The organism is Pseudoalteromonas sp. NC201, assembly GCF_002850255.1.
Taxonomy (GTDB): Bacteria; Pseudomonadota; Gammaproteobacteria; order Enterobacterales; family Alteromonadaceae; genus Pseudoalteromonas.
Map to the genome: position 1 here is coordinate 274,314 of NZ_CP022522.1, position 13,040 is coordinate 287,353.

14 protein-coding genes and 1 riboswitch are annotated in these 13,040 nt (G+C 44.8%); of the genes, 6 read left to right on the forward strand and 8 right to left on the reverse strand.

The genetic code is table 11. The annotated features are described in order from the left end of the window. Position 1 precedes the first annotated feature (1 nt). Positions 2-706: a CoA transferase subunit A gene (locus PNC201_RS01135; RefSeq protein ID WP_102055903.1), complete on the forward strand. Its 705-nt coding sequence runs from the start codon at positions 2-4 to the stop codon at positions 704-706. Beyond that, positions 706-1,368 (forward strand): 3-oxoacid CoA-transferase subunit B, encoded by a 663-nt coding sequence (locus PNC201_RS01140; protein ID WP_102055904.1) that lies wholly within the window; start codon positions 706-708, stop codon positions 1,366-1,368. The genes PNC201_RS01135 and PNC201_RS01140 overlap by 1 nt, the downstream gene beginning before the upstream one ends. A gap of 107 nt (positions 1,369-1,475) precedes the next feature. Here the strand turns inward: PNC201_RS01140 and PNC201_RS01145 are convergent, their stop codons facing one another. Beyond that, positions 1,476-2,081: a PLAT/LH2 domain-containing protein gene (locus tag PNC201_RS01145; protein WP_010607750.1), complete on the reverse strand. Its 606-nt coding sequence runs from the start codon at positions 2,079-2,081 to the stop codon at positions 1,476-1,478. A gap of 387 nt (positions 2,082-2,468) precedes the next feature. Next, complete coding sequence (locus PNC201_RS01150) at positions 2,469-3,116, reverse strand: DUF2959 domain-containing protein (RefSeq protein WP_010607751.1); 648 nt, start codon at positions 3,114-3,116, stop codon at positions 2,469-2,471. Positions 3,117-3,252: 136 nt separating this feature from the next. On the opposite strand from PNC201_RS01150, the gene PNC201_RS01155 reads away from it, so the two are divergent. From PNC201_RS01155 to dtd, 3 genes are read left to right on the forward strand one after another with little or no spacing between them, the layout of a single operon-like run. Beyond that, positions 3,253-4,155, forward strand: a complete 903-nt coding sequence (locus tag PNC201_RS01155) for a virulence factor BrkB family protein (protein WP_442793313.1) — start codon at positions 3,253-3,255, stop codon at positions 4,153-4,155. A 42-nt stretch (positions 4,156-4,197) separates the two neighbouring features. After that, positions 4,198-5,142, forward strand: coding sequence for an alpha/beta fold hydrolase (locus tag PNC201_RS01160; RefSeq protein ID WP_102055905.1), 945 nt, complete (start codon positions 4,198-4,200; stop codon positions 5,140-5,142). A gap of 19 nt (positions 5,143-5,161) precedes the next feature. After that, positions 5,162-5,602, forward strand: a complete 441-nt coding sequence (dtd, locus tag PNC201_RS01165) for a D-aminoacyl-tRNA deacylase (protein WP_010607754.1) — start codon at positions 5,162-5,164, stop codon at positions 5,600-5,602. Between the two features lie 32 nt (positions 5,603-5,634). Here the strand turns inward: dtd and PNC201_RS01170 are convergent, their stop codons facing one another. After that, a complete protein-coding gene (locus PNC201_RS01170) occupies positions 5,635-6,324 on the reverse strand; it encodes a spermidine synthase (protein WP_010607755.1) in 690 nt (229 codons plus the stop codon). A 173-nt stretch (positions 6,325-6,497) separates the two neighbouring features. Between PNC201_RS01170 and PNC201_RS01175 the strand changes: the two genes are divergently transcribed. Continuing rightward, positions 6,498-7,397, forward strand: coding sequence for a bifunctional GNAT family N-acetyltransferase/hotdog fold thioesterase (locus tag PNC201_RS01175; protein WP_010607756.1), 900 nt, complete (start codon positions 6,498-6,500; stop codon positions 7,395-7,397). A gap of 73 nt (positions 7,398-7,470) precedes the next feature. Here the strand turns inward: PNC201_RS01175 and PNC201_RS01180 are convergent, their stop codons facing one another. From PNC201_RS01180 to dapA, 5 genes are all read right to left on the reverse strand, one after another. Further along, positions 7,471-8,493: a phospholipase A gene (locus PNC201_RS01180; protein WP_102055906.1), complete on the reverse strand. Its 1,023-nt coding sequence runs from the start codon at positions 8,491-8,493 to the stop codon at positions 7,471-7,473. Between the two features lie 213 nt (positions 8,494-8,706). Further along, positions 8,707-9,819, reverse strand: coding sequence for a succinylglutamate desuccinylase/aspartoacylase family protein (locus PNC201_RS01185; protein WP_010607758.1), 1,113 nt, complete (start codon positions 9,817-9,819; stop codon positions 8,707-8,709). 2 nt (positions 9,820-9,821) lie between these two features. Further along, positions 9,822-11,027, reverse strand: coding sequence for a PLP-dependent decarboxylase (locus PNC201_RS01190; RefSeq protein WP_102055907.1), 1,206 nt, complete (start codon positions 11,025-11,027; stop codon positions 9,822-9,824). Further along, a complete protein-coding gene (locus PNC201_RS01195) occupies positions 11,027-11,767 on the reverse strand; it encodes a 2,3,4,5-tetrahydropyridine-2,6-dicarboxylate N-succinyltransferase (RefSeq protein ID WP_010376345.1) in 741 nt (246 codons plus the stop codon). The genes PNC201_RS01190 and PNC201_RS01195 overlap by 1 nt, the downstream gene beginning before the upstream one ends. 10 nt (positions 11,768-11,777) lie before the next feature. Then, positions 11,778-12,662: a 4-hydroxy-tetrahydrodipicolinate synthase gene (gene dapA / locus PNC201_RS01200; protein ID WP_102055908.1), complete on the reverse strand. Its 885-nt coding sequence runs from the start codon at positions 12,660-12,662 to the stop codon at positions 11,778-11,780. Positions 12,663-12,777: 115 nt separating this feature from the next. Beyond that, positions 12,778-12,956: riboswitch (Lysine riboswitch) on the reverse strand. Positions 12,957-13,040 lie beyond the last annotated feature (84 nt).

The following is a 13,040-nucleotide window of genomic DNA, read 5'->3' on the forward strand; positions in this document are numbered from 1 at the left end:
GATGGCTGGATTTGATAAGGTAGTCGTAAGCTACGAAGAAGCAATGGCAGGACTGTGTGATGGCATGACCGTGATTGCAGGGGGCTTTGGTTTGTGTGGGATCCCTGAAGGTTTGATAAGCCAAATACGCCACATGGGCACAAAGGACTTAACCGTGGTTTCTAATAACTGCGGAGTAGACGGGTTTGGTTTAGGGATTTTGCTTGAGGATAAGCAGATCCGCAAAATGGTGGCTTCTTATGTGGGGGAAAACGCCTTGTTTGAGCAGCAGTTATTGAGCGGTGGATTGGAAGTTGAATTAACTCCACAAGGGACACTTGCAGAAAAGATGCGCGCAGGTGGAGCTGGGATCCCCGCTTTTTACACCGCAACAGGCGTTGGTACACCCGTCGCTGAGGGTAAAGAGGTAAAAACGTTTGGTGATAGAGAATATATTTTAGAGCCGAGTATTACGGGAGACTTTGCCATTGTAAAAGCGTGGAAAGCAGACCGTTTTGGCAACTGTATTTATCGCCACACCGCCATGAACTTTAACCCGATGGCCGCAACAGCTGGAAAAATTACTGTCGTTGAAGTGGAAGAAATAGTTGAGCCCGGCGAAATCGAGCCGAGCCAAATTCATACCCCCGGAATTTATATCGACAGAGTGATTCTAGGACAGTTCGAAAAACGCATCGAAAAACGTACTGTGAAGGAGCAAGCATAGTGGCACTAACCAGAGAGCAAATGGCCATGCGAGTGGCACAGGAATTAAGAGATGGGTTTTATGTCAACCTTGGCATTGGGATCCCCACGCTGGTGGCCAATTATGTGCCACAGGGCATGGATGTGATGCTGCAATCGGAAAACGGCTTATTAGGCATGGGCGCTTATCCGACCGAGCAGGAGGTGGATGCGGATATGATCAACGCGGGTAAGGAAACCGTTACGGCCCGTACAGGAGCTGCCATTTTTAGTTCGGCAGAAAGCTTTGCAATGATCCGTGGCGGTCATGTGGACCTGACAGTGCTTGGCGCTTTTGAAGTAGATCAGCACGGTAATCTTGCCAGCTGGATGATCCCAGGTAAGCTTATCAAGGGCATGGGTGGCGCGATGGATCTTGTCGCTGGGGCTAAAAATATAATTTGCACCATGACGCATGCGAATAAACAAGGCGAGTCCAAGCTGCTACAGCACTGCAGTTTACCACTCACCGGCGTAAACTGTATCAATAAGATAGTAACCGATCTTGCGCTGCTTGAAGTCAAAGGTGGCGCGTTTCATTTACTTGAGCGAGCTCCAGGTGTTAGCGTCGCGGAAATACAAGCCAAAACCGCTGGTATATTGATTTGCCCAGATGACGTACCGGAGATGGCGTTTAGTACATAGGATTATTTACCTACCGTAGCTGGTTTTACGCTACGGTAGGTGTGCTATTAAAGAGTGAACTATTGAAGTGATAGCTCACTTTAAATTTTAACGGTGTAAAGTAATGCCTATTGTAATCTTCTAGTTGAAGTTAGACCGACGGATTTCGAGATCCAACGATTGAACTGAGCTGTAGCGATTTCACCCGAACATGTGTCTTCAACAGAAATACGCTCCACAAACCAGCCCGCTTTGTCACCGGCATTATTGCTATTGATTGTGAGTGTTGAGTTACTCAATTGACCGCCGTTAGGTAAATAAATATAGAAATCATCTACGGAGCCTTTTTCAAAGTCATCTCTGCCCGTATCGTCTAAGTATTTCCATGGAGACGTTGAGCCACCGACCCAATTAATCTTCACTTTAATATCTGCATCAGTTCCCGCAGCTCTGATAGTTGAAGTATAAACAGTAACGATATACTCAGTGTTTTGGCCTTGACAAAAAGATGCGCGCTCTAGTAGCTTTTCAGGCTCACCATTGCCAAACTCCAATACATATTCTTGTATATAGCTTTCTTCATCTTGATAATCATACTGCTCCATTTTTGCTTCAAAGTCAGATACACTTTTAGAAATCTTTGATGTAGGGAGTTTTTCAATTTGCTCTTGGGCAAAAGATATAGGGGAGAGAACTAATCCAGCTACCAACAGGGGTTTTAAAATATATTTCATTTAAAAATTTCCTTTTTTAATTTAAATAATTTATCTCATAACTTACCTAAATATGAGACAGCTATAAGCTATCAAAAATCTTGATTTGTATCAAATTTGTTTTTTTTGTTTGATAATTGTTATTTTTATTTTGCAATTAATCTGTCTGGAAAATAACCAGAAATTCAAGTAGGGGATAGGAAAAGTAAGAGAAGCTTCACTTTCATAGTTTTATTTATGAGAATGATATTTATTTATTTTTTCTAGTGCAGATGCCAATGGAAATGAATGGCACCATTGAAGATCTTATCAATAAAGGTTAAACGTCTGGCTTTACACACAAAATTACCACGATATCAGGAAGCAACTTTCTGATATCGTGAAATCTATCTTTGCAGATGCTGTCTATCACGCGCTACGTGCATTCATCTCAGCAATAAACTTATTCGAATCTTCAATAGAGCGGTTCATATCTGCGATTAGGGCGCTAATATCACGCTTTAACCCTGTAAACTCACCTTTAATAGCGCTTACCGCTTGTGCATTTAGGTTGTGCTTAAGGTACAGCACATTATCTTGTAGTGAGTCGAGCACGGGTTGCATTTTGGCTTCACTGCTGCGCATTGAGCGAAGTAAGCGTTCAAATTGGCGCTGTGTTTGACTTAATTGCTTAGCACTCTCACGTTTTAGGTTTGCACTCGAATATTGCTCAAGTTCATCTTGCCACTCGTCAAATAGCGCGTTTGCCACGTCTTCCACTTTGTCTATATTGCTACTTACTTCAGCAGCAGCGGCAAGGGATGATTGGTAGTCATCGTTAAGCAGGTTATAGGCTTCTTGTAACTCACCACCATTAAAATTAATTAACGTGGTGAGTCTTTCCAATGCCGATTGAAACTCTTTTTGTGATTCCTCTTGGGACTCCTTTGTTTCTTCGACACGATCAACCAATATCTCGCGTTTATGCACACCAAACTTTTCCATGGTGGCGTAATAGGCACTTTGGCAGCCAGTAACGAGTAAAAGTAACACTGCGCTTAAGGTGAGTTTCTTCATTTGCACTCCCGGGCTCTAGAAGGTCAATAATCAGTAAGTGGCCATGTGACCGTCGTTATATATTACTATTTAGCGCTATAAATTATGGCGGGGATTGTTATGATGTGTAAAGTGATCCATGAATATTAACTTGATTATGATGCAAAGAATAACCGAAATGAAGGTCGTAGCACTGCGATTCTTACATTCTCAGCCTAGCTGGTGGCGCCGCTATAGTAAGCGGTGTATTGAGGACCAGATCACGGTCAACGCGGGCTATTTAGCGTATGTCACACTGTTATCGTTGGTCCCCTTAGTTGCGGTGGGTGTAGCAATTTTTTCGGCGTTTCCTGGATTTGAAGATACGCGTTTTGCAATTGAAAACTTTGTGTTCAATAACTTTGTGCCAACATCGACGGACACCATTAAAGAGCACATCAGTGCGTTTACTGGCAACGCGAATAAGATGACAGCTGTGGGGGTGAGTTTTTTGGCCGTCGTGGCTTTATTACTTATTCGTAATGTTGACACCACGCTCAACCGAATTTGGCGAGTGAAGCAAAAACGTCCATTGATGATTTCGTTTGCGATTTATTGGATGGTGCTCACGCTTGGCCCTGTGCTATTGGGCGCGAGTATTGGTATGACATCTTATATCGTTTCTTTAGTGACATTTGCCGATCAAGGGATCCCAGGGTTTAGTGGTGCACTAATTAAGATGTTGCCCTATTTAATTTCTATGGTTGGCTTCATCATGCTCTATACTTTAGTACCAAATACCAGTGTGTCATTTCGAGCCGCGGTTCCGGGTGCTTTGTTTGCAGCTTTGTTATTCGAGCTAACGAAAAAAGGCTTTGCATTATACATTAGCCATTTTCCCTCATACGAAGTTATCTATGGGGCACTCGCAACAGTACCTATTCTTTTTGTTTGGGTATATTTATCTTGGATAGTGGTGTTGTTAGGTGCTGAGTTTACCGTGTGCTTAACCCAAGATATGGAAGCTGCAGGACTAGATGCAAGCTCGGAGTTTGACCCACCAGACGCGCAGGGACTTTAGCTTTTACCGATAACGGTTAGCTTAAGCCCCCAAGGGGGAGTTATGAGCTTATTGTATCAACATGGCGATGCATTACGTCGCTTTCATCTCGCGGTAGGTGAAGGACATCAATTGGGCATAGAGGAATATGGCTGCAGTGATGGCACACCACTTATCATGCTGCATGGTGGCCCAGGTCAGGGCCATTCTCGTAATGTGCTTGGTTATTTCAATCCGCAAAAATACCGCATCATCCTGTTTAGTCAGCGAGGCTGTGGCAACTCAACGCCTGCTGACTTTGGTAATATAAATACCGCGAACCTGCTGAAAGATATTCATTCCATTCGTGCGCATTTAGGGCTGCAAAAGGTTGTACTCGCCGGGGAGTCTTTCGGTGCCATGCTGGCACTGCTTTATGCTGAGCAACATCGTGAAGATGTCTTGGGGATGGTGTTGTGGTCGAGTTTTTTGGGCAATGAGGCGGATCTTCATTGGCTTTATGGTAGCCAAGGTGCCCCCGCACAAATTTATCCAGAGCAGTATCTTGCCTTTGCACAAGGTGCACAAACTGTGGAATCCTTGCTAGACCATTATCATTCGGCACTTTTTAGCGAGGATGAGTTACTCAAAAGAAAAGCGGCGCAGCGCTGGTGTGAGTGGGATAATCTGATCACAACGGATAGCGATACGCAAGGTATTAGGCTCTGCAAAGCAGACAAGCAGCTCAGTAAAGCACAGCATATGGTGCATTTTTTTAGTCACCAGTGCTTTATCAAAACACAGCAAATTACAGCAGATGCACATCAGCTCAATCACTTACCTATCTGGTTTATTCACAGTCGGCATGATTTAATGTGTCGGTACGCACCAGTTCATCAGTTAGCACAAAGCATTAAGGCGCAGTTGCTGATTTTAAATGGGGTTGGGCATTGTTGTGCTAACCCCGTTTATGCAGAAGCAATAAGGCGGGCGGCTGATCTATTACTGTGCAAAATTCAGCATCATTAGCAGTCACAAGAGGTAGGTAGTGCAAGGACTAATTCAAAGGGTCAGCGAAGCAAAGGTAGAAGTAGAAGGTAAGATTGTAGGTCAAATCGATCAGGGGATATTGTTACTATTAGGCGTTGAAAAGCCGGATACAGAGCAAACGGCGGATAAGTTACTGCACAAGGTAAGTAACTACCGTATTTTTACTGACGACAAGGGAAAAATGAATTTAAGTTTAAAAGACATTGAAGGTGAACTATTGGTTGTATCGCAATTCACCTTGGCGGCAGACACCAAAAAAGGCATGAGGCCAAGTTTTTCGAGCGCAGGAACACCTGAGCAAGCGAATACACTCTACGAATACTTTGTGGCTCAAGCTAAGGAAGCTGGCTTGAAAGTCGCGACGGGACAATTTGCTGCGGATATGAAGGTGAGTTTACTGAATGACGGCCCTGTGACTTTTAATTTTAGTGTTGAATAGTGATTTGACGAAAAAACTAGGGTCAGCCAGTGTTAGCGTTTAACCTCGATAATTATGTTGGCGTAGTCCGGCACTTTTTCGATAAAGGGCTTTTTACCAAAGTTGGTAATTAATAAGTGTTGAAGTTGCTTGAGCTGCGACTCATGCTCAGTTAAAAAGTTGATATACAGTCGGCCCCCATCATTAATAGCAGCTCTGAGTAGGCGATAAAACTGGTGCTGAAACAAGAAGATGGGGGGCTCAAGTTCGCTAAATAAATCGAGCACTATCCAATCGTAGCGTTTGCCTTGTTGCAACGCTTTAAATACATCAACACAATTAACATCGCACAAAGGGTCGCCGCCAAAGTAGCGTTTGTAACAATGGATCACATCTGGGTTGTTATCTATGGTGGTAATATGACAATTTGGATAAGTGGCATTGAGGTAATCACGGATTGCACCTGCGCCAAGACCCAGCTCCAGTACGCTGGTCGGCGGGGCGACTTGCTGCCAGCGACTCGCGAATGTTTTTAAATGAGGAAATAACAAGTGCTCCGGGTGGTTTAACTCCACAACGGATTGTAATGTGTTGTTTATCAGAAGCCATCTCAACGATTTCTCTTGCCGCACTTGGATGCTATTTCTGCCTTGTTTATGCCAATATAGCAAGTGTCCTAGTTGGTGGCTCCGGTCCACAAAATCGTTGCTGATAGTGCCTGAATGCGTAATAAATTCTCCCATGATAACATCATCATAGACGAGGATTTTGTGAATGCCAGCTTGTCCACCAGTTTTTACACTAAGGGATAAGTGTTTTGGCGCATTTTATTCCCTACACTGAGCTTATCTTGTAGGGTGTATCCGTACTAGATTCAAAGTCATTTAACAGGCTAATAACAAAACAGGAGTCAGTGATGTTTGAGGTAACCTCACCACAAAGCAGCGAAGATTGGCAAGCCTATTACCAGTTACGCTGGCAGGTGTTAAGAGCGCCATGGGATCAACCTCGTGGCAGCGAACAGGATGATTTAGAACAAGAAGCTGAACATCGCTACATTAAAAATAATGATGGTGAAGTGTTAGGCGTAGCTAGGCTCCATTTTAACAATCATAAGCAAGCACAAGTACGCTATATGGCCGTTGCAGAAGGGCATCGAGGTCATCACTTAGGTAGTCGTTTGCTACACGAGCTTGAGGTTATTGCGTGGACGCAAAAAGCAGAAGAGCTGGTTTTGTATGCTCGCGAGCGCGCGTTATCATTTTACGAACGTCATGGCTATCAAGTGGTTGAAAAGGCACACTTAGCCTATGGCGATGTGCAGCACTGGAAGATGGTAAAGCAACGACCTACAGAGCCGGGCTGGTTTAGGCAGCCAGATTGGACCCATGTATTACAAAATACTTGGCGCGAGTCTATTCCAATCAGTGATGCGATGGGGATTAAAGTAGAAAGCTATACAGATTGGCAGTTTTCCACTAAGGCTGATTTAAAAGCGAACCTCAATTTACACAACTCGATGTTTGCAGGTTCTATATATAGCATGGCGACGCTAACGGGCTGGGGGGCGACTTATTTAGCACTTAAAGAGCTTGGGTTAGAGGGAGATATTGTGTTGGCTGACGCCAATATTAAATATCTAAAACCTTTAACCACGGCACCAGCGGCAACGGTTACCATTGCGGACTGTGAAGGTGAATTGCAAGCGCTAGAGACGGCTGGCAAAGCAAAATATGTGGTGCCAGTGAATGTCTATGATGGTGACATGCTAGTTGCTAAATTTGAGGGACAGTTTGTGGTAATTAAACCGCAATAAGCTGAGAATTATTCTCAGCTTTCCAAACGAAAAAGCTCTGAGTTTTCAGAGCTTTTTTTGTATTCGAATGCGCTTAAAGAATATCAGTGAGTAGCACGCCAATACCGAGCCTTTGGGTATGTGTGTTATAGTCTATTAAGCTTTCGCCGTAGCCATTAAAGTATTGTGCGTAGCCGCGCAGCCTTCCCCAAATCGGGAATGACCAGTCTAATTGAATTGCACCGCGATTATCACTGTTTAAGTTATTGCGCCACATAAAGCCAAACTCATGCTCCTCGTGGCGATATACCCCGCTAAACTCGAAATGACCTAAGTACTCGTCGATGTTTGGGTTGTCGTCTCCGCGTGGATCCAAGGCATCTTCTTTGTCGTCTTCAGGTAAGCGATACCAAGGTTTAAAGCTGAATACAAAGCCTCGGTTTTCCCAGATAAAATTCGCATAGATACGATTCCAAGAGCGGGAATTTGGTTGACTGCGACCGTTAGATTGGTGGGAAATCCCAAGTACAAAGGCCATCTCATCGCCCCACAGCACGTTTTCATCATCTAAAAAGTTAATCCAAAAGATTTCTGGTTCATAGTTGGTTTCACGAAATGGCGAAGACACATCTTTGTTGTACAGCTGCCAATATGATTGCAGCGTAAAAGCAAAATAGATTGCCTGATCTTTATCCGAAAAGTTTTTATAAATAGGCGCTTTTAACGAGATTTGGTATTTGGCTTCAAAGTTGTCGATTGGCTCGCCGTCTTCATCGTCAATGGCTTTTAGACCGTCGAATGGTCTGCTGTTGACGTTGGTCATATAAGAAACTGGCAAAATATAGTTACGCTTATGTGGTGTTAATACATTACGGTTTTTTTCCGTTACACGTTCGCGCGCCATGCGTTTATCTAATTGGCTTAAGGTTTTATCTGCATCAGCCTCGGCACATTCGGTACGGACCTGCTCTATGGTTTTATCTTTTTCTCCAGTTAATACCGCGTTTAGCACGCACTGTTTGACTAAATCGATTTCATCTTCCTGTTGGGCTTCTTGAGCGTAAAGTGGAAAGGTAAGCAAGGCCAAAGCCGGTATTGATAAGTGTGTAAGTTTCATCCTGTGTGCGCCGAGAGTAAGTACAATTGATTACATTATTAACCAATGATAATGAAAGGGAAATGAATCTCGAAGGTCAAAAATGTCAGAAAGAAAAATACGGTCGAATAAGAAAAAGGTGGCGGCTATCGCCGCCATACCTTAGTAAGCGTTAAGCTAAACAAGCAGAGCTTATTTGCTTTGACTTACTCTCACGCAATAAAAGTACTCAAGTTAAAGCGTTTCAACTTGAGTAAAAAACTTATAAAGCTCAGTACCTTGATTCACACTAGCAGAGGCAAAGTGCAAAATGGCGATGGCATCTTCGTCTAACTTGATCTCATTTAAGGGCGTTTCTGATAAATAGCGCTCCATTCTGAGAATTTTGGCGATGGTTTGACCCGCCTTGATATGCTCTCCAAGCTTTGCCGTATATTCCACCATACCACCCATTGGGGCATAAAAGGCGCGATAATTTTCTAGTCGACAGACGTAACGGGTGATGTCTTGCGGCATAAAGTGTGCATCTTGAAAGGCCTGTTTATAGTTCAGGTAGCTCAAAATGCTATTAGCGTCATTCAATGCTTCCGCTAAATCAATTTTTTCTTGAGAGCCAAGCTCAACCGTAAACGCTTCGGTTAATACTGGGATCTCTCGGCCTATAGCCTGATAGGCTTGCTGCAAGTTCCACCATGGACAAAAACTGGCTTCATCCATTGCTCCATCAAAGTCACTGGGAATAAGTAACACATGTGGAATATCAAAATATCGAGCGCTGTTTTTTGCATACTCAGGACAATACAGGTGTTTTGCTGAAATTGGTCCCGTATGAAGGTCTAAAACAATGTCAGCCTCATGAGCTAGACGCTGTAAATTCAAGGCGATGCGCTTACCTGTCGTCAACCTATCTAAGGGCCCATCAAGTAGTGTTTGGGTGCGCTCAACTAATCGTTGGCGAAATTGCTGAGCGATTTCTGTTATTGATAGCGTCGGGTTTTGCTCCACAAACTCGGCAACCAACCCGGAATGGTTGATGTACATTCGATTCCAATTCGTGCCCGTAATTGGATCGAAACGCCCTAAGGTAAACTCACCAGATTTCTGATTACAACCAATCGGGTTTGCGTAAGGCACTAGGGTGATGTCCGCTTTTAATGACAATTGCTTCAACTGTTCCAGCAGTTGATAAATCACTGCATTACCTTGCACCTCGGCGCCATGCATATTCGCTTGAATATACACCTTAGGCCCACTGCCATCGCCTTTGATGCGATAGACTGGAATAGTCAAAGGCAGACCATTGGCAATTTCACCAACCTGAATATGTTGTTGTGTAATGGTATTCATGTTTACCTCAAATAACTTGAAGCGGGCTCTGCTTCACGGACACAGCTGATTTCTCCAGCTGAAATGATGTACTCTGCAGGGAGCTCATGACATAAAAAGAACGGCATACTTTCGGTGTAGCCGTAAGCGCCACACTGACTGAAAACAAGCCAATCGCCATCGGCACTGTCGCTTGGTAAGGCTAGGGTGCCTAATTTATCCAATGCTGTGCAAAGTGGGCCATGAATATGAAAGTCTATGGCCTCAGCTTGAGACTGGCGTAACAATTCAGCGGGGAAAGCTTGTCCGGTAACGGCCGGACGCAGCAGGTGATTGACACCGCCTGCGACAATCAGTTGTTGTGCACCGTAGTTTTGCTTTTGTTCCACCACAGGGTTGAGATAAAAACCACATTCGCCAACCGCATAGCGGCCTAACTCCATCCATAATTCTTGCACTTGCGTGGCGGATTTTATCAATGCGAGCGTGTCTAATAATTTCTGCCAATCGAGAGAAGGGCTTTGCCTATCATAGGGAATGCCAAGGCCGCCACCTAAGTCGAGCACCTTTAGAGTAATCCCTAAATCAGCAGCGAGCTGAACTAAAGGTGCAACCATGGCCTGCCAAAGTTCAGCGAGCGTATCGCTGCAGAGCATATTGCCCCACTGGAAAATATGCAGTCCGACAAAGTCTAGGTAGGTGTAGTCACTTAAAGTTAGGGCTTGCCACTGCTCTGCGCCAAGACCAAAAGGAGTCAGCGTATTGCCACCAAGTGGATTGTGCTCTGCTTTATCAAAGCGTAACTGCACCCGCAGTAAAACTTCAAATTGAAGCTCAAACTGTTCGGCCACTTGATTTAACCAGCGTACTTGATTGTGACTTTCAGCCACGAAAATACGTACGCCTTGTGTGGCAAAATGACGGATCTGCTTTAGCGATTTGGCAGGACCTGTGTTGAGCACGCGTTCAGGTGCGATCCCTTGAGATAACACCTGATCAAGCTCGCCGCTAGATGCCACATCAAAGTTAAACCCAGCGTTATCTAGGGTTTGAATGATATGTGATAACGGATTCGCTTTTACGGCATACCAAAGCTTAACGATTTGCTGATCAACTAAGGGCTTAACATGTGCACTTAGCTTATCTAAATCGTAGCAAAAGAATGGCGTATCTTGTTGCTGGATCAATGCCTCAGCTGCAGTTCGCTGTGACGTGCTCAACCAAGTCATTAGCGTAGAACCTCTTCCAGCGCCAGTGATGCATCACTTTGTTCATCACGGTATTTTACGATAAGTGCGCATGACATACTTAGTCCTTGCTCGCGCGCCCACTCACTTGAGGCTGGACGAGAGCCTGGGATCACTATCGCGTTTTCAGGGATGGCTTCACCTTTGTCAAGCAAGCGCTCGTTCACGCAGTCATAGACAGGAATACTTGCTGAAAGGCGCACGCCCGGTGCTAATACGGCACCGCGTTTAACAACAACCCCTTCAACCAATACACAGCCTGCACCAATAAAGGCATCGTCTTCAACAACAACAGGACTTGCTCCAACTGGTTCTAATACACCACCTACTTGCACAGCTGCGCTAAGGTGCACATTTTTACCAATTTGCGCGCAAGAACCAACCAACGCATGACTATCTACCATAGTACCTGAATCAATATAGGCACCAATGTTGACATAAGCCGGTGGCATAATGATTGTGCCGGCTGCAACGTAAGCGCCACGTCTTACACTGCTTCCGCCAGGAACCATACGAACGCCATCTTGGGCAGCAAATCCGCGTGGTGCTAAGTTGTCTTTATCAACAAATCCACCTGGGAACTCCGTATTTACGCCATTTCTAAATGCTTCAAGGATCCCTTGTTTTACTTCTACGTTAGCATGCCAATGGCCTTGCTCATCCTGTGTTGCCGCACGTACTGTGCCATTTTCTAAATCGTTTAGTAGGGTTAACCAGCTCATGTTTACTGCCTTAATTCCAAGATAAAATAGTTTCGTTCGCGCGAGTGATCGCATCGGTATGGGTGAGTTCCAAATGTGTCAGTGGCGGGCGCAAGTTTGGACTTGTGAGCTTCCCTTGCAAGTGCATTAACACTTTGACTGGTATGGGATTTGCCACTGCAAATAAGCTATTTGCAGCTTCTGACCAAGTGGTAAATAAATTAGGAGAGGTGCCGCTTAACGAGCGCCTTACAAATTCTGCGGTTTGCTGTGGCCATGCGTTTGCTGCAACAGACACCAGACCCGTTGCACCTGCTTGTGCAAAGTAGGGCATTAAGCCATCGTCGCCGCTATAGATGGCGACATCAGGTGCTGCCTGACGAAATGCTTCAAAGGTGGCAATATCACCACTGGCTTCTTTTAGTGCCCACAGATTAGGGTGGCAAGCTAGTTCGCCGAGTAGTTCAGGGGCGATAGCAACAGCACTGCGACCAGGTACATTGTAGAGCATACAAGGGTTGTGGCTCTCATCGAGTAGTGTACTAAACCAATGTGCCAGACCAACTTTGCCGGGCTTTGCGTAGATTGGTGAGCCCAGTAAGAGCGCATGAATGGGTTGTGTATTACAAAAGCGCACCCATTGTGTTTGCTGCTCAAGATTACTGCCGCCAACGGCAACCATGAGCGGTACGCTCGGGGCGAGCTGGCAAACAAACTCAACGATTTGCTGCTGCTCTTGTTGGGTAAGCGCAAGGCCTTCGCCGGTACTGCCTAGTAAAAGAATACCGTTACGAGCTTGCTCTTGATCGCGTACAAGCGTCGTTAATGTGCTAAAATCAACCTGATTTTCAGCATCAAAAGGCGTTACTAAAGCCGTCCACAACGGATAGTCAGATAAGTTGAATTGTGATTTCATCTCTACCGAACTTAAATCATGTTCGGAGTTAGGAGGGTGTCCAAACTTCGAACCGTTAAAATTCGAAGAGCAATGGACTTAAAAAGGATAAGGCAGCCAATGGCCTTATTTTTCTAAGACCAGAAGCTCTCCACCAAGTATGTTGGTGACAGTCGCTGGGATTCAGCCCAGTCGCCCGAAATGAGTATTAGCAAACAATAACTCAATTTCTCGGCGTGTATTCCCCTCACTAAGCTGCAACGGAGTTTGCTCTCCTTCACTTAGTTACCTGAATAACGCACCTCTTCCAGCCCTTAATTTGACGCCTTAGCATCAAACTATCTAAATAGGGTGAACGCGCATTGAAACATTTTGGCCGTCTAGGTGTCAAGCATCAGA